Here is a 20162-nt window from a genome sequence, read left to right as displayed (position 1 = left end):
TTTGTTTAGTTACGCTTTCGCGAAAGCAAAATTCTCAACAACCATCAGTACTACCACGTTGTAGGAGAAAACCACGAAAATTTTGCGCGATCTAATAAAACTTAAAGAAACAACATTTTAAGGTTACTAAGGTCTAATAATTCAAATCTAAAATAACTTTTAATTATTAAGAATGTCAGGCTGAGACCATTGTGATAAACAAAACTGTCATGTTGAACATTGCACATCGCAGTAAGATCAGTTCAATGAGAAAATGACATCATTCTTTCCATTTCTAGGCTCATATCAAAAACTGCGGTCTTGAGCAAAAATATGGTTGATATGAAGTGTAACTGTCTTAACTTCATCCATGGATTACTGGATACGGTACTAAGGTTTGCTTACAATATCGCGTCAAGTTGCCCTTTGAGATTCAGATTCATAACGGTATTTTTTAATCTAAGAAGGAAAATCAACTGCTAGTCAACGAAATAATTATCAAGACTTATCATACCCAAAATCCCACCTATAACCAACGTTATGATATGAATCGTTTTTAATTTTTCTCGTTTATAATGCGCAGCTAGAATGAGCAACGGGAACGCTTGTGCAACATATCGCGCTGAGAATTGATGTGTCACTTTTATCGATGTGGCAATAATGAGCAAAAAACCAAGGCTTAAAAATGCACTCATTTTATCATAAGAGGTAAGTTGCTTTTTAAGGAAATAGTAAAGGAAAAGTATGCCTAAGGAAGCTAGTAAACTACCACACGCTATGCTATAAAGTGACATTAAGTCTTCAGGTAAAATTTTTGATACGATCACCGCAAATGGGTTGAAACTTACTTTCAAAAGAAACACGTTGAGTATTACAGATACTACGAGCACTCCTGCCAGTTCAAACCAGCTTGAAATATCTTTGGAAAAATTGAAGTAAGTGGGGTTTATGAAGCATAAGTGCAATGCAGAATAGCCTAATGCTAGTACCAGGTGCTTAGGTTCAAAGCCCACGCCTGTAGAAGCTTCTGCAGCTGGTTGTATATTTCCCCAAATGCTAAATACAAAAATCGGAAGTATTAGAGCCGCAAGTACGGTCACACCGATAAATAGGCCATATCGCTTAAACGGTTGATTTAAAATAACTTTCTTTTCATAACTGACAAAGAAAATCGGTAAGGCAAGCAGTACCATAAGTAATGGTTGTCTGCCTAAAATCGCCAAGGACAATGCTATTCCAGCGACGACAGCAAGGATCCATAAGTTCTTACGTTTTACATAAACATAGGTGATCAAGTAAATAAAGACTGAAAGAAAGAAAACCGAAAACATTTCAGTCAATGCCATCCCTGCGATAGTATATACGGTAGGTATCGACATAGCCGATAGAGCTATCACCTCGTTGTTCTTACTGGAAGGATCAATTGTTCTGGCAGTTAGATAAATGACAAAAACTGTAAGCGCTAGAAAAATTGTATTCACGATTCTTACATAGGGCGTCTGCAAATTTGTCAACGGACTTAAAATATAATGAATCCAGGCATAGGTAGGTCCTGCTGGACCTTTATATGCCAAGAGAAACTCTCTAGTAAACCCTAAATTCTCTAGTAGAACTAAATTCTCAAGGTAATAAGCCTCATCCCAGAACGGTAGCTGTTGACGTAGCATTGTAACTACAAAAAGAATGATTAGAAGTCCTATGGATATGGCTAGGTAAGCGATAGTTTGTTTTTTCATCGTGGTGCTAATTGTCTTTCCAATTTTCAACAATGGTGTGCGGTATGAAGATTTTTTCACGGCGCTTTTTTCCTTGCTTGCTCAATAAATTAAGCTGGAGTGATCCCATCACAAAAAATCCAATACATATCAATAGAGAATTGAGCAAATTGGATAATAGGGTACTAGACCATCCTAGAATGGCTATATTCAAAATGTATTTTTTATAAATAATAGTAACCGAAAGCACAATAATACCTATCAATATCAAAATTGATAATCTTATAAAAAAGAATAGTAAGCTCTGAGCATTTTCGGTCAACGAGCTAATACCATGGTAGAAAAGATTAGTGAAACTCATTTTTGATTGACCGTCTAGTCTTTTACTTCGATTCCATTTCACTTTACCTTTAGTGCCTTTTTGATTATCTAGAAAAGCCCCTAGATGTATAAAAGAATTATCGACAGCAGCAGCTACCAGTCGTGGTTTAATTAGGGAAAAATTACCATAATCTATTTTTTTGCCGATGAGGAAATAAAAGATCAGTTTATAAATCTTATACAACAGTTTGAAAACTAGCGATTCACTTCTTTTCCCGCGACTTACCTGTACGATATCATGGTCGCTATGATCTAGAATGGTCGAGATAGCATTGGGATCATCTTCACCATCTGAATCCATTATTAGAACATTATCATAGGGTTTATTGCTGCTATAAAGTAGCCCTTGATATATGGCTGATTGGTGGCCTACATTGTAGGTTAGGTCCAGCAATTTGATGTTAATATTTGAGGCTTTGCATGTAATGGATTTTATATATTTAACCGTGTCGTCTATAGAACCATCGTTGACGTAAAGTAAATCAAATTTGTAGGACAGGTGCTCTAGATGCTCAACTATTTTATGATTGAATTTATGTATTAAATTGCTCTCATTATAACATGGCAGGATCACTGCAATTTTCTTCATTTAATACGGTTTTGAGATTAACCTAGATTATCTAAAATTACATTTTGTTTAATTTGTGACTTTAGAAACTCGCACATAAGTACAAAAGTAATTCTAATATATCTACAATAGACAAGCAATTTAATCTAGCTCCAAAGTTCCAACGATTCTATGATACCTGATAAGCAGTGCTCCAGAAATGCTTTTTGAAATTTACAATTTCTTTATTTCTTGATAGGATTGTCGTATTACTTGTTGCCTACTATGAATGAAATAGAATCGTTTTTTTTCAGTAGGCTTTGCTCTAGTTGAGCTTCCATTGATAATCAGTATGCACCTTTTTCAAAATCAAGAAAAACGGTATCCACCAGATAAAATCGTTGGTAATCAAGGTATAGATAAATTCAAACGGAACCTTGCCTTGCGCATGGTTGAATACAAACCCTAGCGGCCCAAAGATTTTACCCAGCATACCAACCGCGACAATAGGCCAGTGCCTCATCGGGTTATAGCTTGCCCACCAGTATCCTAATCCATAAACACCAATCACCATTCCCATTCCTTGCCAGACCATAGGTTGGTTGAGTCGCTCCATGCCCACAAGATCCCAAAACATATCAGGAAAGATCACTACCCATGCGCCCCATAAAATGTTGTAGATGGCTGCTAGTTTTAATGTCAAACTCATGCTTTTTTCACTCATAGTATCTTTTTAAGTTCCAAGTTCCAAGTTCCAAGTTCCAAGTTCCAAGTTCCAAGTTCCAAGTTCCAAGTTCCAAGTTCCAAGCTCCAAGCTCCAAGCTCCAAGCTCCAAGCTCCAATGATCAATCACCAAATAACAATAAAATTCAACACCAAAATTACCGTCCACACTGCAACACGCCACCAGTTGGATGTCGTCAACTCTATACACAATTCCTTACGATGCGGCTCCTTTTGCAATTTCTCATGCAGTGGCTTGTAGTAAAAAGCCGTGCTTGCCCACATGCTTCCCACAAGAATAAAGTCGGCAATTCTCACAGCTGTATAATCTGCATTACCGAATAACAGCCAGCCTGATAACAATAACTGACCCAGCATCAAAGGCAATACAATAAAAGTGATGTTGCGTGTGTAAATAGTATGCCATCGCGCCAGGCCATCGCCCGCAAAATAGATAAAGCTAGGATAGATAAGTAATTGCACAATCCATATAAGAACGACAAGACCTACATCGCAGGATAGTTTCAATAATTCTAGTAAACTCAATTCAATCATCAGTATTCACATTATCAAACAATAGGTAGCGAAGTATCCAGTCAAACTCTTTAAGAGACGTCAAAAATAAATTAAACTTGCAGTCGTTATCCCTATCGAGATCACAATTACCGCATGCGCTACCTATATATTGTAATTCTTTTCACGTGCGTGTGCAGCAATGCGCAAATAGGCGGTAGATCGACTTATCAATTTCTCAATCTAGTTTCTGGAACAAAGCAAGCTGCATTAGGCGGTCGCGTACTCACTGCGGTAGATTATGATCCTACCATGGCGCTGTACAATCCTGCAACGATCAATAGAGATATGCATAATCAGTTACAAGTAAACTATGCCAACTATCTAGGCGATGTGAACTATGGTACGGCCAGTTATGCTTACACTTGGGATCGCCATGTTCAAACTTTTCATGCTGGTGTGACTTATCTCAACTATGGGAATTTTGACGGTTTTGACGAGCAAGGCAATTCAACTGGCGAATTCGGCGGTAATGAGGTTGCCGTGAGCCTTGGTTATGCCTACAACATACCTTGGACTGATTTCTATGTAGGTGCTAATATCAAACTCATCAGTTCGCAACTGGAAGAATACACTTCAATAGGTGGTGCTGTTGATATTGGTTTTTTATATTATGACCAGGATAAAACGATGCGAGCAGCACTGGTTGTGCGCAATTTAGGCACGCAGTTCACGCCATATAATGAGATTTATGAAGATCTACCACTAGAAATCGCTGCAGGTTTTTCAAACACCATGCGCAACATACCTGTGCGCTTACACGTGACACTTGAAAATTTACAGCAATGGGATCTTGCTTTTTCAAACGACGCCAATGCTCAGCGTGATCTAGACGGTAATGTGATCGAGGATGATCCTGGCTTTTTCAACAATGCGCTGCGCCATACTGTACTAGGAGTAGAAGTGTTTCCTGCAGGAGCTTTTCAATTAAGATTAGGCTACAGCTTCCGCCGTGCCGAGGAACTACGGATTGAAGACACAAGAGCTTTTTCTGGTCTCAGTGCTGGTTTCTCACTCAAGATCAATAAGATGCGTTTTAGTTATTCACATGCTCGATACTCTCGGGCAGCACACACTAGTTTTATTGGCGTAAACATTAACTTGCAATAATCTATGAGTAATAAGATTAACATTGCAATTGACGGCCATTCAAGTACGGGAAAAAGTACCAGCGCCAGGCGACTGGCTCATGAATTGGGTTACCTGTTTGTGGATACAGGCGCGATGTATAGGGCGATATCTTATTTTGCTTTACGCGAAAACTTAATTACCGACCAGCAATTAAACACTGAAAAGCTCATAGAAGAATTGCCAGGTATTTCAATAAATTTTCAACGTAACCCTGAAACTCATATCAATGAAGTTTACCTCAATGGTGAGAACGTGGAGAAGGAAATTCGCACTCTCGAGGTAAGCAACGTTGTCAGTATCATAGCATCAGTAAGCGAGGTGCGTGCCAAACTGGTCGAGCAACAACAAGCCATGGGCAAGAATAAAGGTCTAGTAATGGATGGTCGTGATATAGGCACCGTAGTCTTCCCAGATGCAGAGCTTAAGGTATTTATGACTGCAGCCGCAGATGTACGCGCGCAACGTCGATATGATGAATTGAAAGAACGTGGTGATGATGTGGATTACCAGCAAGTGCTAGAAAATGTTTTAGAGCGTGATGAGATTGATTCTACTAGAGAAGATAGTCCATTACGTCAGGCAGATGATGCCATGCTACTTGATACCAGCACCATGAATCGAGAGCAGCAGTTCGAACAATTGATGCATTGGGCTAATCAGGCAATATTACAGGCGGCGCAGTAGGTCTGTTTTTAGGAAAATACTCGTGTACCGTTCCATCCTTTACATATTCAAAACGCAATACATCACGATTGTTTGCTAGAAATTTATAGTCCAGCACTTGTCCATCCTTTTTCAAGTGTAAAAAGCTCACGCCTTCATCCTTGTAATCCTGACCGTCGAGTTTTTGGTCAACCACATATTCATAGATCGTCTCAGTGCTATCCTGTTCTGTATAATAAAACATTGTGATGGTTTTAGGCTGGATATCCATGCCAGCATTGGGATCTAGATCATTGAGATAAACATCCTGCTTGAGTACTTCCTGCATTTTTACAGTAGTGGCTGTATCCACTTTCCTGTATCGTTCTGGATGATTTCTTGGGTCGTCAATAGTTACTGGTTTCTCATTGCAAGATGCTAGAAACATGACGATCACAAGCGGTAATAAATAAATTCTCATTCTATCTTTTAATTACTGATTCATAAACTTTGATCCAATCCTGCACATGAACCTTGCCACATAAGTCGCCTATCAAATCATAGGGAATATCGTCAATATTCTTAAAACGGATGCAGCTCTTTCCCATATCGAGTTTTCGCTTGCTGTGTTTAGGAAATTCATCTTTGAACCAGTCTAGCAAATCAGGCCTGGAATATAGACCCATATGATACAGAGCAATATGATTTTTCTGTGAAGCAATATTGATAAAAGGTAGTGGTGTAGGCTCTTTGCCAGCATGATAACCTTTAGGATAGCTGGATAAAGGCACTTGATAAGCAATCATGCCATAACCCATGGATTCCTCAAACCCGTCGGGCAGATTTTCTCTTACGGTATCTCTCAATTTGCGCACTGCCTGATGTCGCTCTTCAGTTAATTCGTCGAGGTATTGCTCTGGTGTTGTTGCGGTTGATGTCATTAAAAAAAGACTTTTAATGGTAAGATAGCAAATATAGATTATGCTTTCGCGAAAGCGTAACCACAAAACTGCTCAATAACAGGCAAGTGGACTATGAATTAATTGAAAAAGATTGTACTTTTGCCAGCCCAAATCGAGAAAACGGAAACCGTTTGGGAATCAAAAACTTATATAAAATCTTCAAGGGAAGTTCTATAAGTTTCCGGCGCACCTTGAATACAAATTTTAATCAGCAACAAACATGGCTGAAGAAACAACAAAACAAGAACTAGAGGCAGCACAAGATGGTGTTACTCAAGAACAAGTTCAAGAGCAGGTAGAAAAGGCGACACCAGTCACCATTTCTGAAGCACAAAAAAATCCTACTGAATTCCTAGACACTTTTGACTGGGAACGTTACAGTGAAGGTATCGAGAAAGTAGACGAAGATCAACTTAAGGCTTTTGAAAAGCTAGTAGCTGAAAACTTTGTAGACACTATTGATAACGATGTGATTGAGGGTACCGTGATCAAAATCACTGATCGTGATGCTATCATCGACATCAATGCAAAATCTGAAGGTGTAATCTCACTCAACGAGTTCCGTTACAACCAGAACCTTAAAGAAGGTGATAAGGTTGAGGTATTGGTTGATGTACGTGAAGACGCCACAGGTCAACTAGTATTGTCTCACCGTAAAGCACGCTTGATCAAAGCATGGGAACGTGTAAACAATGCACATGACACTGGCGAGATCGTAAATGGTTATGTAAAATGTCGTACCAAAGGTGGTATGATCGTTGACGTTTTTGGAATTGAGGCATTCTTGCCAGGATCCCAAATTGACGTTAAACCTATCCGTGATTATGATGCATACGTTGACAAGAGCATGGAATTCAAGGTGGTGAAAATTAACCACGAGTTCAAGAATGTTGTTGTATCGCACAAAGCGCTTATCGAGGCAGATATTGAAGAGCAGAAAAAAGAAATCATCTCTCGTCTAGAGAAAGGACAAGTATTGGAAGGTGTTGTGAAGAACATCACTTCTTACGGTGTGTTTGTTGATCTAGGTGGTGTTGATGGACTGGTACACATTACTGACCTATCATGGTCACGTATCAACCACCCTAATGAGGTGGTAGAACTAGACCAGACGCTTAATGTGGTAATCCTTGACTTTGATGAAGATAAGTCACGTATCCAGTTAGGTATGAAGCAACTAGAGGCTCACCCATGGGAAGCGCTATCTGACAAGATCAAACCAGGCGATAAAGTCAAAGGTAAGGTTGTTGTCATCGCAGACTACGGTGCGTTTGTAGAGGTAGAAGAAGGTGTTGAAGGACTCGTTCACGTATCTGAAATGTCATGGTCAACGCACTTGAGAAGTGCTGGTGACTTTGTAAAAGTAGGTGACATCATCGATGCAGAGGTTCTTACTATTGATAGAGAAGACCGCAAGATGTCTCTTGGTATGAAGCAGCTATCACAAGATCCATGGACTGATATCACAACTAAGTATCCTGTTGGTTCACGCCACACAGGTATCGTTAGAAACTTCACCAACTTTGGTGTGTTTGTAGAGCTTGAAGAAGGCGTTGATGGATTGATCTACATCTCTGACCTATCATGGACTAAGAAAGTGAAGCACCCATCAGAATTCTGTGCGGTAGGTGACAAGCTTGATGTAGTAGTTCTTGAACTAGATGTTAATGGTCGCAAGTTGTCTCTAGGACACAAGCAGACTAAGGATAACCCATGGGATAAGTATGAGGCTGAATTTGGTCTAGGAACAACTCACGAGGTTGAGATTACTGATATGGTTGATAAGGGTGCAGTTGTAACTTTCAACGACGATATCACAGTATTCATTCCTTCACGTCACCTTGAGAAAGAAGACGGAACTAAATTGAAGAAAGGTGAGACTGCTAAGATCGAGATCATCGAGTTCAATAAGGAATTCAAACGTGTAGTTGGATCACATATGGTAATCCACAAAGAAGAAGAAGCAAAAATCGTTAAGCAAGCGGCTAAGCAGCAACAAGAAGCTGAAAAGCCAACGCTAGGTGATGCTAATTCTAAACTACAAGCATTGAAAGATCAAATGGAAGGTAAAGTGAAAGCTGCACCAGCCAAGAAGAAGTCTAAGAAAGCAGCAAAAGAAGAAGAGTAAATCTCACTTCATTTGAATAATGATAAAATCCCTTGCAAATAATTGCAAGGGATTTTTTTATGGCTTGATTGTGACGTATTGATTACTTTCACACGTTAATAATCCGGTAGACAGTTCAATACTATGGAATACCTATAATAGCTGGAGTCAAGCTATATGCTGATAACCTACAACGAATAACGAATTACCATTAATAATAACTGATAACCACTTATCGATGACGAATAACTAACGTCTACTTAAGAATAGCAATGTTATAAGTAAGACCTAGATTCAATATCGGGCTACTTAAATCGCCTCTTACGGCATCCACATAACCACCAGCAGCTCTCAGGCCAAATCGGTCACTGAGAAATACCTCAAGGCCCAGACTAGGTTTGACGATCAATCCTTGACCGGTGCTTACTTGTCCACCACCAGCCGCACCAGCCAGCACCTGACCAAATAGTCGCGCACGATCATTTATGAATGGTTTGGTATGCAAACCAGCACCTACAAGACCTTCAGCATATGCGCCAGCACCGCCGAAGTTTGCAAATGCAGTCTGTCCAGCGAGATAAAAGTGGTTTCCTAAATCTAGATTTACTTGTAACGCAATCTGATAAAGATCTTGATCTGCTTCATCAATACGTCCAGCGTTCAAATACAGATCTTCTTTGAGTATTACTTGCAAGCCATAAAACTTAGAACGTCTTTCCTTATTCTGATCGCGCTGATCAAGTCCATTATAGTTCACATCATATTTTAAGCCTAGACCGTAAGCTGTGCTTATAAAATGTTGATTAGGCGATAAAACAGAACCCAGGTTTAAAGCCAGATAAGTATTGTTGAATAATTGCTGTTCGAGGCTTAAATCCGGATACACCAGAAAACCGCCTTGCGTATCCACGCCGCCACCGCCGCCAGCACCAGCAGCAAATTTTGCTAGAATTCTCGTACGATTTCTATTAAAGGCGAATTCATGACCAGCACCCAAGAAGACGTCCATGTAGCCGGACTTAATGCCATCATAGGCGCCATCAAATCGTGCATAGGTAAAGAAGCCATTTTTCAAAGGAGCAGAAACTTCAACACCTACTAATCTTATAGTCGCACCGTTATATAGAACACCTCTTGTATTTTGAGACTGACCTGAAGTTTTGAGATTATTTAAATGAACCATGAAGCCTAGTCTTGATTTCTCTTTATCCCACGATGTATTTTTTAGATCCTTCAATGAATAGTCCTGATTAGCATTTGAATAATCAGTATGATCAAATTCAATCGGGAATTGAATTCCAGCTATGACCTGATGTTCATTAATATCACCATTGTCAAAAAAGTTTATATAACTATAACCGGCGCTTAAATTAAAATTTTCAAAACGGTATCCTAGCTTTGCCTGTGGTATTAAGAATGCGCCACCACCATCTGGTGCACTATCGCCACCACCACCACCTATGTGCAGACCTAAATCATAAAACAGGTTTTCAGTGAGATCGCCTTGATACCCAGCGTTAGCTCCAAGAGTGAAGAAACCACCGCGCTCTCCAATGATTGCACCATAAATTCCGATACCAGTATATAGGCCATTGTCAAATTTTAAATTGAAATGTGATCCTGATAAGGTAAGGTTGGCCTCGCCAGCATCTCGAGGTATTGATAGGAAGTCAAGCTCTATAAATGCTTGCTGCTCTTTTAAGTCTGGAGTAGCATCCTTTTGTGCGCTTATATGTAAAGCAGCTAATGAAAAAACAATGCAGACAACATAAAAACGCATGATGATCAAAATTTACTGTGAAAATAAGAATTAAAAGATCCCTATGTTGTGCTTATAAGCGTTCAATTTTATTGAGAAATAGTTTCAGAACTAGAATTTAAAATGGTTTTTTAAATACTGTATCTTTGACTCAATCATATTTAAATGAGTCAAAAGACACTACTCAACGCCGCACAGCTAGACATGACCTTGCATCGTCTCGTTTGTCAGTTGATTGAAAATCATGATGATTTTTCAAATACAGCACTTATCGGTGTTCAACCTCGAGGTTCATTTCTGTTAGATCGTATTGCAAGATTGCTTCAATCAGAATACAATATTTCAAACCTCAAGACAGGTAAATTAGATATCACTTTTTATAGAGATGATTTTCGAAGAGGTGAAGAGCCACTGCAAGCAAATAGCACTCAAATTGACTTTATTTTAGAAAACAAAAATGTAGTCATCGTTGATGATGTTCTTTATACAGGTCGCAGCATTCGTGCAGCACTGACAGCTTTGCAGTCTTTTGGACGTCCTGAAACCGTTGAGTTACTAACACTTATCGATCGCAGATTTTCAAGACATTTACCTATCCAGCCAGATTACAATGGTAGGCAAGTTGATGCCTTGGGAAACCAAAAAGTCAAGGTGTCATGGAAAGAAAACGATGGAGTAGATGCAGTCTATCTTCTTAAAACTGAGAATTCATGAGCAGTCTGAGCGTAGACCACTTGCTAGGGATCAAATATCTTACTCGAGAAGATATTGAACTCATCCATACTACAGCAAATCAGTTTAAGGAAGTGATCAATCGACCTATCAAGAAAGTACCATCACTGAGAGACATTACGATTGCCAATTTATTTTTTGAGAATTCCACACGTACCAAGCTAAGTTTTGAACTAGCCGAAAAGAGACTAAGTGCAGATGTTATCAATTTTAGCGCAGCACAAAGTTCTGTAAAGAAGGGTGAGACTTTAATTGATACAGTCAATAACATTCTCGCAATGAAAGTGGACATCGTCGTGATGCGTCACCCCAATCCTGGAGCTGGTGTGTTCCTTTCCAAGAATGTGAATGCGAGAATAGTGAATGCAGGCGATGGTGCTCACGAGCATCCTACCCAAGCGTTGTTGGATAGTTATTCCATCAAAGAGAAATTAGGATCTCTGGATGGTAAAAAAGTAGTCATTGTCGGCGATATTCTCCATAGTCGTGTAGCTCTATCAAATATCTACTGCCTTAAAAAATTAGGTGCTGAGGTTATGGTTTGTGGCCCAGCCACCCTAATTCCTAAACATATTGAGAGCCTAGGTGTTCTTGTTGAACATAATTTGAAGAAGGCCCTGCAATGGTGTGATGTGGCCAACATGCTGCGCGTACAAAACGAACGTATGGACATAAGCTATTTTCCTAGTGTACGTGAATATGTCCAGCAATACGGTGTGACGCGCAAGATACTTGACAGTCTAGATAAGGAAATTGTCATCATGCATCCAGGTCCTATCAACCGTGGTGTTGAAATAACCAGTGAGGTAGCAGACTCAGATCAGGCAATAATCTTAAATCAAGTAGAAAATGGTGTCGCCATTCGCATGGCAGTTTTATATTTGATCGCATCAAAAATTAAGCGAGATGACTAGTACCGTTCAAGATAACTATACCTTACTTCAAGATGATCAAGATGGCGTTTGCGACTTTGCCACCTTCCTGACTAAAATCCACGAAGGCTTTGCAGATCAAAATTTGGTTATCGACTTGCTCAAGTATAATGAAATGAGTTTGCAAGATTTACTATGTTATCTGTCTTTAAGTAACACACATAGAGCCGGCAAAAAGTCTCTAGTTATTGTCAACGACGCAGTACCTGTAGATGAAATTCCTGATGAGTTGCTTGTGGTTCCTACGATTCAAGAGGCACAAGATGTCATTGAGATGGAAGAAATCGAGCGCGATCTAGGGTTCTAGGAGGATTTTAATACTTCTTTACCGCATACCTAGACACATCACATTGTAACTTCCACAAAAAAAGTATTGAAACTTACCATTCTAGGTTGCCACAGCGCCACACCACGAGATAATGCACGTCCTACATCACAAGTGTTAGAAACTGGCGGTCATTTATTTTTAATCGATTGTGGCGAGGGCACACAAATGGCGCTGCGCAAGCATGGCGTCAAGTTTTCGCGCATTAAGCACATATTTATTTCACACTTGCACGGCGATCATGTTTATGGGCTAGTCGGGTTGATCAGCACTTTTTGTCTGCTGGGTCGTGAAACGCCCTTGCATATTTATGGCCCTAAAGGCATCAAGCAGATGATAGAATTGCAAATGAAGCTGGGCAACAGCTATATGCCATTTGAATTACGCTTTCGCGAAAGCGTAGAAACCACAGCCACTCTACTATTTGAGGATGATCAGATACAAGTAACTACCATACCACTAGATCACCGCGTGTATACTCATGGATTCCTGTTCCAGCAAAAACCTGGCGAGCGACACCTAGATATAGTTGCCTGCGAGGAATATGGTGTTGATAAAGCCTATTATAGAGGTATCAAAAAAGGCGCAGACTACGTTGCCGAATCTGGTGAGATCATCCCTAATAACGAGCTTACCACGGATGGTGATGCGCCTAAGAGCTATGCATTTTGTAGCGATACTGTTTACAAGCCAGACATAATTCCACAAATTCAAGGTGTCACTGCGCTATATCATGAAAGCACCTTTCTAATACCTCATGAGCATTTGTGCAAAAAAACAAAACACAGTACGGCTGCTCAAGCGGCAGACATTGCTAAACAGGCGAACGCTGGAATGCTAATTCTAGGTCACTACAGTTCTAGGTACAAGTCCTATGACATGTTTACTGACGAGGCAAGGCCTATTTTTGAAAATAGCCACTGTGCGCTGGACGGTAAAGTGTTTGAGATATAATCTTATGAAGATGGATTATCGAGTATAGAATATAGAGTTATGATAGTTCTGCTATCTAACATCTATTTTCCGAAATCCTTTTGGAGCCTTAGAATCTAGATTTTCTTCATTTGCTGCTTCATCATTTTTACCTGATCGGTAAGCATGCCGTGTTTATCTAGTTTTTTGGCTTCGTTCAGTAGCGTAGTGGCTTCGCGTTTGCGACGTTTGGTCATCGCGATGCCTGCAAGATTCAATTTTGCTACGGCGAGATCTTGATCCATGTTTAGACCTAGGTTGATGGCTTTGCGGAAGTATTTTTCGGCTTTAGTCATATTGGTTTGTGAGATCATCAAGCCTTGAAGGTAGTTATAGTAACCCTGTTGTTTTGTAACAAGAGCAGATTCTGGATTCTTAATTTTGGCGAGCCATTTTTGTGCACCTTCAAAATCTTGTTTGCGTAACCTTAAAAATGCCAATAAGATAATCTCATTCTTGAAGTATAGAAATACAAATATACCAGCTAATAAAATGAGCATGATTCCCGTGAGGATTTCATTACGAGTGAATTGGTAAACCGCAAAAGCTACTACTAGTGCTGCGAGGACAAGTTTGATATTTTTATTATACATAATGGATGATCTCTGTTTTGAATTTGCAAAGATACTATGGTTTGTTAAGGTATAATAGTTTGATAAGGTTTGTGTGCTTTACGGTTATGTAGGACTGATTTCAGCAGCGAACACCCTTTGCCGTTGGTATGCATTCCTCTCGCTCGCTCGTCGGATGCAATAAGGGAAACAAGTGAAATATACTTTTGTCAACCAAAATTGAGTTTAAGATGTAACTTATGAGTTTCTTTGTCATGCTGATTTTGTCTCAGCATCTCACTACACTTTATATTTTCTAAGGACCCTGAAACCAGTTCAGGGTGACAATGTCAATGTCAATTTTAGTTCGAGTTAAACTTCAAGTTTCAATTCAACTCGATTATGTGGAGTCAATGTTCCGTACGTATTTTAATTTTACCACATACCACATACCACATACCACATACCACATACCACATACCACATACCACATACCACCTACCACCTACCACCTACCACATACCACATACCATATACCACACACCACACACCACATATCACGTACCACATCAACCAACAACCTATAACTAACAAACAATAACCAATCACAAATAATCAATCACCAATAACTAGTAACAGCAACCGCGTGAAGGATAGAGCGGAAATCCTGCGATAGCAGATTGCAGCGATAGGCTGGTAGGCGATAGCCATACCAGCATCCGGAACACGCCCATAAAAAAAATTGCCAGCGTCTATAAATATTTATGTTTGGGTTGTGTATTTACATATAAGTATCCTATTTTTGCACCCGATTAAAATTTAAGGTTAGACCTTTATATAGATATAACAAGCGATGGCACAAAAGAGAACATACCAACCTAGTAAGAGAAAGAGAAGAAACAAGCACGGTTTCCGCGAGCGCATGGCGTCTGCAAATGGTCGTAAGGTTCTTGCCCGTCGTAGAGCAAAGGGTCGTAAGAAACTATCTGTATCTACTGAAAGAAGACACAAACGATAATGGTTTATTATCTGTAAATAACTGGCGTTACTTTTTTAAAGTAACGCCTTTTTTTATGCCTTGTAAACACGAAATTTAACACCACCTACAAATACTTTATCATGCCTAAAAGAACTGACATCAAATCCATCTTATTAATAGGTAGCGGCCCCATCATCATAGGCCAGGCCTGTGAATTTGACTATGCCGGATCGCAATCGCTGCGCTCGCTGCGTGAGGAAGGCATCGAGACCATCTTGATCAATTCTAATCCAGCCACGATCATGACTGATCCATCGATGGCAGATCATGTGTATTTGTTGCCGCTTAACACCAACTCGCTACGTCAAATACTTAAAGAGCATCCACAAATTGATGCGGTACTGCCTACCATGGGCGGTCAAACGGCATTGAATCTATGTATAGAGGCGCAAGACAAAGGAATCTGGGAAGATCATGATGTTGATTTGATAGGTGTGGACATCGACGCCATCAATATTACAGAGGATCGCGAGAAATTTAGAGAATTGATGGGCAAGATAGGCGTAGGCATGGCGCCGCAGGCGACTGCAAACTCGTTCCTGAAAGGTAAAGAAATTGCTCAGGAATTTGGTTTTCCCTTGTGTATACGCTCATCATTTACATTAGGTGGTGCTGGTGCGGCGATTGTACATAAGGAAGAGGATTATGACGAACTATTAAGACGTGGACTTGAGGTATCGCCTATTCATGAGGTCATGATCGATAAGGCGCTATTGGGTTGGAAAGAATATGAACTAGAATTACTACGTGATAAAAATGATAATGTTGTCATCATTTGTACCATTGAAAATATGGATCCTATGGGAATCCATACGGGTGACTCGATCACGGTCGCACCAGCAATGACACTGTCAGATCGCACCTTCCAAAAAATGCGTGACATGGCGATCCATATGATGCGCAGCATAGGTGAGTTTGAAGGTGGTTGTAATGTACAATTTGCCGTGAGTCCCGATGAGAATGAAGACATTATAGCGATAGAGATCAATCCACGAGTTTCTAGATCGTCGGCACTTGCTAGTAAGGCGACTGGTTATCCTATCGCCAAGGTAGCTACCAAGCTGGCTCTAGGTTACTCACTTGATGAACTAAATAACCAGATTACAGGAAATACAAGTGCTCTTTTTGAACCTACACTGGACTATGTGATTGTTAAAATTCCACGATGGAATTTTGATAAGTTTGAGGGCTCTGACCGTACACTAGGACTGCAGATGAAGGCTGTAGGTGAGGTCATGGGAATAGGTCGTTCTTTCCAGGAGGCGCTGCACAAGGCGACGCAGTCGCTAGAGATTAAGCGCAATGGATTGGGCGCTGATGGTAAAGGATACACTGATTACAATCAGGTGATCGAGAAATTGACAAACGCTAGTTGGGATCGCGTGTTTGCATTGTATGATGCGATTGCGATGGGAATATCGCTATCTAGAATCCATGAGATTACCAAAATCGACATGTGGTATTTGAATCAATTCAATGAGTTACACGAGCTAGAAAAGGAGATAGGTAAGTTTGATGTGAGCACGCTTTCGCGAAAGCTTCTTCTAGAGGCAAAGCAAAAGGGATTTGCAGACCGTCAAATCGCGCATATGTTGGGATGTCTGGAATCAGAGGTTTACAACAAACGAGATGAGATGAACATCAACCGAGTGTACAAACTAGTGGATACCTGTGCTGCCGAATTTGCTGCCGACACGCCATACTACTACAGTACATTTGAAGCAGATGTACAGAAACCTGACAGCACTCGCTACACGCACAACGAGAGTATCGTGAGCGACAAGAAAAAGGTGATTGTTCTAGGTTCTGGACCTAATCGTATAGGTCAAGGAATTGAATTTGACTACTGTTGTGTTCATGGTGTTTATGCCGCGCAGGAATGTGGTTATGAGGCCATTATGATCAATTGTAATCCAGAGACAGTTTCAACCGACTTTGACACCGCAGATAAGCTCTATTTTGAACCCGTTTTCTGGGAGCACATTTATGACATCATACGCCACGAGAAGCCAGAAGGCGTAATCGTACAGTTAGGTGGTCAAACGGCTTTAAAGCTTGCTGAAAAGCTAGATCGATACGGAATCAAAATCATAGGTACAAGCTACAACGCACTAGATCTTGCCGAGGATCGCGGTAGGTTCTCTAAATTGTTGAAAGAAATTGATATACCATATCCACCGTTTGATACGGCAACCACGCCAGATGAAGCCTTAAAAGTGGCGGACAAACTGGACTTCCCAATTTTGGTAAGACCTAGTTATGTATTAGGTGGTCAAGGAATGAAGATCGTTATCAACAAGCAGGAACTGGAAGAGCATGTAGTGGACATCTTGCGTAAGATTCCAAATAATGTATTGCTGCTCGATCATTATCTAGATGGCGCGATAGAAGCAGAAGCTGATGCCATTTGTGATGGTGAAAATGTCTATATCATAGGGATTATGGAACACATCGAGCCTTGTGGTGTGCATTCAGGTGATTCAAATGCGCTGCTACCACCATTTACACTAGGTGATCTAGTAATGCAACAAATTAAGGATCATACTAAGAAAATAGCGTTATCGTTGAAGACTGTTGGTTTGATCAACATCCAGTTTGCCATCAAGGACAATGTGGTTTATATCATTGAGGCAAATCCGCGAGCCTCGAGAACGGTTCCTTTTATTGCTAAAGCTTATGGCGAGCCGTATGTAAATTATGCAACTAAGGTGATGCTAGGAGAAAATATGGTGACTGACTTTGACTTCAAACCAGAACTTAAAGGTTATGCGATTAAGCAACCAGTATTTTCATTCAATAAGTTCCCTAACGTTGATAAACGTCTAGGTCCAGAGATGAAATCCACTGGTGAGAGCATCCTATTCATCGACGATTTGAAAGATGATGACTTCTATGACTTATATGCGAGACGTAGGATGTATTTGAGCAAGTAGAGCAAGTTATAAATTAGTAGTTATGACTTATGACGTGTGAATACAGAACTTAGAATTCATAAATTTTAGATTGATTAAGTTTAGAAATCTGAATATTGAATTATTATAATGATATGAACGAGACTATTAAAAATGACATCTTAAGACATTTGAAAATTGCTCGATGGGCGATCATTTTGAATACACTGGTTCATGCTGGGCTCTTCTTTTATTCTGTTGTGATAAGAGATGGATATAGTAGCGTTTTTAATGGTGAGGCAAAGTACCTTTTGCTATTGCTGCCCAGTTTGCTCATTTCGCTTTATGGCTTATGGTTGACTTGGGATAAGTTGCCATTTAAAAAGAGTCGTAAAATCACAGACACAATTGTTCTGCTATTCTGTGGAATTATCGGTCACTGGCTTTGGCTGCCATCTGTAGCTGCCGTGAATTTAAGTTTTAAACGTGCTGAGTATCAATTGTTATCTAGCAAATGACATGAAAAAACAGCATCGTATAAAATTTGACAACTTCAATGGTACATGGAAAATAATTCCATTTATAGCACTATTGATCGTGGCGGTTGCTATAGGCTTCTTTGAAGTCATCAAGTTTGAAAACGAGATTTGGAATAAAACCTTCGCTGCTTTGGCGAACCTAATACCAGCGCTATTTTTATGTAGAATGTTTATTTACAAAAACTATGTCCAATACAATAAACGTGGTATTGTTATAAAAGTAAAGTCTTGGTCTAGCAAGACCTTGACCTTTAATGAAATATCAGATGTCAAGTTGGAAGATGAAAAACTTTTAGTAAGTCTAGATAGCGGCAGGAACCATACGTTAAACCTTAGTCACATAGTAGAGGAAGATAGACACAAACTGCTAGATCTTATTCTCAATTATTCTGATTTGAAATTGGCTTAAACATAGTTGCATGAAATTTTCTCACGATTATTTTAGACAACCAACTAAGCGGTTTTTGATCGCAATCACACTACTGTACCTGTTTGGGGCAAGTTGTCTCATTCTAGTCACAACAGACTTGTTTACTGAGAATCCTTTACAGTCAAGATATACGATGATGCTTATTCTTATGGCGACATCTACAATAGCTATCTTGATGACGTATAGAAATTACTCAATAAATAAAAAGCACAATCAATCTAATTGAGCTCTACCTTATGATTTTTCAGCTGCTCCACATATTCATCTGCATTAAAGTTAGTCGCTTTCATGACCTGGGCAGATTCTCGCTTGAGTCCTTTACGTCTTATCTCGCGGGCAAAGCGTCGCACGTGTGTTTCAGTACTTAGTTTAAGGCCTGGAACTTTGACCGTGTTACCCTTTTCGTCTTTAGCGACCATCGTGACATAGCTAGAGTTGCAGTGCTTTTTGGTTCCCGATTTGATATCTTCTGCATCGACACGTATACCTATGACCATAGACGTGTTACCTACATAATTTACCGTGGCTTTGAGCGTGACCATCTCGCCAACTTCTATGGGTGCCAAAAAATCCACCACGTCAACGCTAGCTGTGACACAATAGTTATTACTGTGTTTTGAGGCACAGGCAAAAGCAATTTGATCTATCAACGACAGGACGTGGCCACCATGTATTTTGCCAGAGAAATTGGCGTGTGATGGCAACATAAGCATGGATAGGACAACTCTGGATTCTTCGGGTGTTTTGTATTGGGTTTGCATGGTGGTTAGTTTTGAGTTGTGAGCTGTTAGCTATAAATACTGCTGGCTATTATTAGGCTTTCGCGAAAGCGTAAAAACCGTAAACACTCAAACAAGCAAAGATCTTATCGCCTGAAATGCGGTGATTCCTCTAATTCAACACCGGTGATAAAATATTTGGTATCACCCCAGAAGAAAAAGGTGCCAAAACGCTCTTCATATTCCAGCTTGACATACTCTCCTTGAAACTCTTGTAGTTTTTCAATCACCTCATCTTCCTCATCCAAAACTGAGAATTGAAAAATCTGCGCGCCTGAAATTCCTTGTGAAATCTCGCCTTCCCAGGTTTTTACCAGGAAGCCCTTGTGTGAGAACTTAATCAGCTCGCCGCTGCGCGACCCATCTGAATAGGTGGCAAAGTATAGAAAGCTATACCAGATCACGGCCATAAGCACGATAGTGGCAATAATAACACCTAGAATCTTTTTCATA

At 40.0% G+C, this 20162-nt stretch carries 21 protein-coding genes; 11 read left to right on the top strand and 10 right to left on the bottom strand.

All coding sequences use genetic code 11. The features are described 5' to 3' along the window. Positions 1 to 458: 458 nt before the first annotated feature. The 4 genes from EJ995_RS10075 to EJ995_RS10060 all read right to left on the bottom strand — a co-directional run bounded on the left by EJ995_RS10075 (position 459) and on the right by EJ995_RS10060 (position 3900). Complete coding sequence (locus EJ995_RS10075; protein ID WP_126448142.1) at positions 459 to 1715, bottom strand: ArnT family glycosyltransferase; 1257 nt, start codon at positions 1713 to 1715, stop codon at positions 459 to 461. A 7-nt stretch (positions 1716 to 1722) separates the two neighbouring features. Further along, complete coding sequence (locus tag EJ995_RS10070) at positions 1723 to 2664, bottom strand: glycosyltransferase (RefSeq protein WP_126448140.1); 942 nt, start codon at positions 2662 to 2664, stop codon at positions 1723 to 1725. A gap of 283 nt (positions 2665 to 2947) precedes the next feature. Further along, positions 2948 to 3346, bottom strand: a complete 399-nt coding sequence (locus tag EJ995_RS10065) for an alkyl hydroperoxide reductase (RefSeq protein ID WP_241234625.1) — start codon at positions 3344 to 3346, stop codon at positions 2948 to 2950. 125 nt (positions 3347 to 3471) lie between these two features. Further along, on the bottom strand, positions 3472 to 3900 hold the full coding sequence (locus EJ995_RS10060; RefSeq protein WP_126448138.1) for a hypothetical protein: 429 nt from the start codon (positions 3898 to 3900) through the stop codon (positions 3472 to 3474). A 114-nt stretch (positions 3901 to 4014) separates the two neighbouring features. Between EJ995_RS10060 and porQ the strand changes: the two genes are divergently transcribed. Together porQ and cmk are read left to right on the top strand one after the other, a co-directional pair. Next, positions 4015 to 5028: a type IX secretion system protein PorQ gene (gene porQ / locus EJ995_RS10055; RefSeq protein ID WP_126448136.1), complete on the top strand. Its 1014-nt coding sequence runs from the start codon at positions 4015 to 4017 to the stop codon at positions 5026 to 5028. Between the two features lie 3 nt (positions 5029 to 5031). Further along, a complete protein-coding gene (gene cmk, locus EJ995_RS10050; RefSeq protein ID WP_126448134.1) occupies positions 5032 to 5733 on the top strand; it encodes a (d)CMP kinase in 702 nt (233 codons plus the stop codon). Here the strand turns inward: cmk and EJ995_RS10045 are convergent. Both EJ995_RS10045 and EJ995_RS10040 read right to left on the bottom strand, forming a co-directional pair. Continuing rightward, positions 5702 to 6172 carry a hypothetical protein gene (locus tag EJ995_RS10045; protein ID WP_126448132.1) on the bottom strand — a complete coding sequence of 157 codons (471 nt, stop codon included), beginning with the start codon at positions 6170 to 6172 and terminating at the stop codon, positions 5702 to 5704. The genes cmk and EJ995_RS10045 overlap by 32 nt on opposite strands. Position 6173: 1 nt before the next feature. Further along, positions 6174 to 6632, bottom strand: a complete 459-nt coding sequence (locus EJ995_RS10040) for a DUF1801 domain-containing protein (protein ID WP_126448130.1) — start codon at positions 6630 to 6632, stop codon at positions 6174 to 6176. 241 nt (positions 6633 to 6873) lie between these two features. Here EJ995_RS10040 and rpsA point away from each other — a divergent pair, with 241 nt between their 5' ends. Then, on the top strand, positions 6874 to 8781 hold the full coding sequence (gene rpsA, locus EJ995_RS10035; RefSeq protein ID WP_126448128.1) for a 30S ribosomal protein S1: 1908 nt from the start codon (positions 6874 to 6876) through the stop codon (positions 8779 to 8781). Positions 8782 to 9016: 235 nt separating this feature from the next. On the opposite strand, the gene EJ995_RS10030 is transcribed toward rpsA, so the two are convergent. Then, on the bottom strand, positions 9017 to 10540 hold the full coding sequence (locus tag EJ995_RS10030; protein ID WP_241234624.1) for a hypothetical protein: 1524 nt from the start codon (positions 10538 to 10540) through the stop codon (positions 9017 to 9019). Positions 10541 to 10684: 144 nt separating this feature from the next. Here EJ995_RS10030 and pyrR point away from each other — a divergent pair, with 144 nt between their 5' ends. From pyrR to EJ995_RS10010, 4 genes are all read left to right on the top strand, one after another. Next, positions 10685 to 11233 carry a bifunctional pyr operon transcriptional regulator/uracil phosphoribosyltransferase PyrR gene (gene pyrR / locus EJ995_RS10025; protein ID WP_126448126.1) on the top strand — a complete coding sequence of 183 codons (549 nt, stop codon included), beginning with the start codon at positions 10685 to 10687 and terminating at the stop codon, positions 11231 to 11233. Then, a complete protein-coding gene (locus EJ995_RS10020) occupies positions 11230 to 12165 on the top strand; it encodes an aspartate carbamoyltransferase catalytic subunit (RefSeq protein WP_126448124.1) in 936 nt (311 codons plus the stop codon). Before pyrR ends, EJ995_RS10020 begins: the two co-directional genes overlap by 4 nt. Then, on the top strand, positions 12158 to 12490 hold the full coding sequence (locus EJ995_RS10015; RefSeq protein ID WP_126448122.1) for a ribonuclease Z: 333 nt from the start codon (positions 12158 to 12160) through the stop codon (positions 12488 to 12490). Before EJ995_RS10020 ends, EJ995_RS10015 begins: the two co-directional genes overlap by 8 nt. A 66-nt stretch (positions 12491 to 12556) precedes the next feature. After that, the gene (locus EJ995_RS10010) at positions 12557 to 13462 is read left to right on the top strand and encodes a ribonuclease Z (RefSeq protein WP_126448120.1); all 906 of its coding nucleotides are present in this window, start codon (positions 12557 to 12559) and stop codon (positions 13460 to 13462) included. A 95-nt stretch (positions 13463 to 13557) separates the two neighbouring features. On the opposite strand, the gene EJ995_RS10005 is transcribed toward EJ995_RS10010, so the two are convergent. Beyond that, complete coding sequence (locus EJ995_RS10005) at positions 13558 to 14073, bottom strand: tetratricopeptide repeat protein (protein WP_126448118.1); 516 nt, start codon at positions 14071 to 14073, stop codon at positions 13558 to 13560. A gap of 811 nt (positions 14074 to 14884) precedes the next feature. On the opposite strand from EJ995_RS10005, the gene rpmH reads away from it, so the two are divergent. From rpmH to EJ995_RS09985, 4 genes are all read left to right on the top strand, one after another. Then, positions 14885 to 15049 (top strand): 50S ribosomal protein L34, encoded by a 165-nt coding sequence (gene rpmH / locus EJ995_RS10000; protein WP_082438615.1) that lies wholly within the window; start codon positions 14885 to 14887, stop codon positions 15047 to 15049. Between the two features lie 101 nt (positions 15050 to 15150). Next, complete coding sequence (gene carB, locus EJ995_RS09995) at positions 15151 to 18003, top strand: carbamoyl-phosphate synthase large subunit (RefSeq protein WP_126448116.1); 2853 nt, start codon at positions 15151 to 15153, stop codon at positions 18001 to 18003. A 113-nt stretch (positions 18004 to 18116) separates the two neighbouring features. Then, positions 18117 to 18479 carry a hypothetical protein gene (locus EJ995_RS09990; protein ID WP_126448114.1) on the top strand — a complete coding sequence of 121 codons (363 nt, stop codon included), beginning with the start codon at positions 18117 to 18119 and terminating at the stop codon, positions 18477 to 18479. 1 nt (position 18480) lies between these two features. Beyond that, entirely contained in the window at positions 18481 to 18909 is a 429-nt protein-coding gene (locus EJ995_RS09985; protein WP_126448112.1) for a hypothetical protein, read from the top strand. Between the two features lie 239 nt (positions 18910 to 19148). On the opposite strand, the gene EJ995_RS09980 is transcribed toward EJ995_RS09985, so the two are convergent. Both EJ995_RS09980 and EJ995_RS09975 read right to left on the bottom strand, forming a co-directional pair. Further along, complete coding sequence (locus EJ995_RS09980; protein WP_126448110.1) at positions 19149 to 19691, bottom strand: acyl-CoA thioesterase; 543 nt, start codon at positions 19689 to 19691, stop codon at positions 19149 to 19151. A 104-nt stretch (positions 19692 to 19795) separates the two neighbouring features. Further along, a complete protein-coding gene (locus EJ995_RS09975; RefSeq protein WP_126448108.1) occupies positions 19796 to 20161 on the bottom strand; it encodes a 6-phosphogluconate dehydrogenase in 366 nt (121 codons plus the stop codon). Position 20162: the final 1 nt, after the last annotated feature.

The organism is Nonlabens ponticola (genome assembly GCF_003966335.1).
Classification (GTDB): domain Bacteria; phylum Bacteroidota; class Bacteroidia; order Flavobacteriales; family Flavobacteriaceae; genus Nonlabens; species Nonlabens ponticola.
This window is presented reverse-complemented; position numbering and strand designations above follow the sequence as displayed.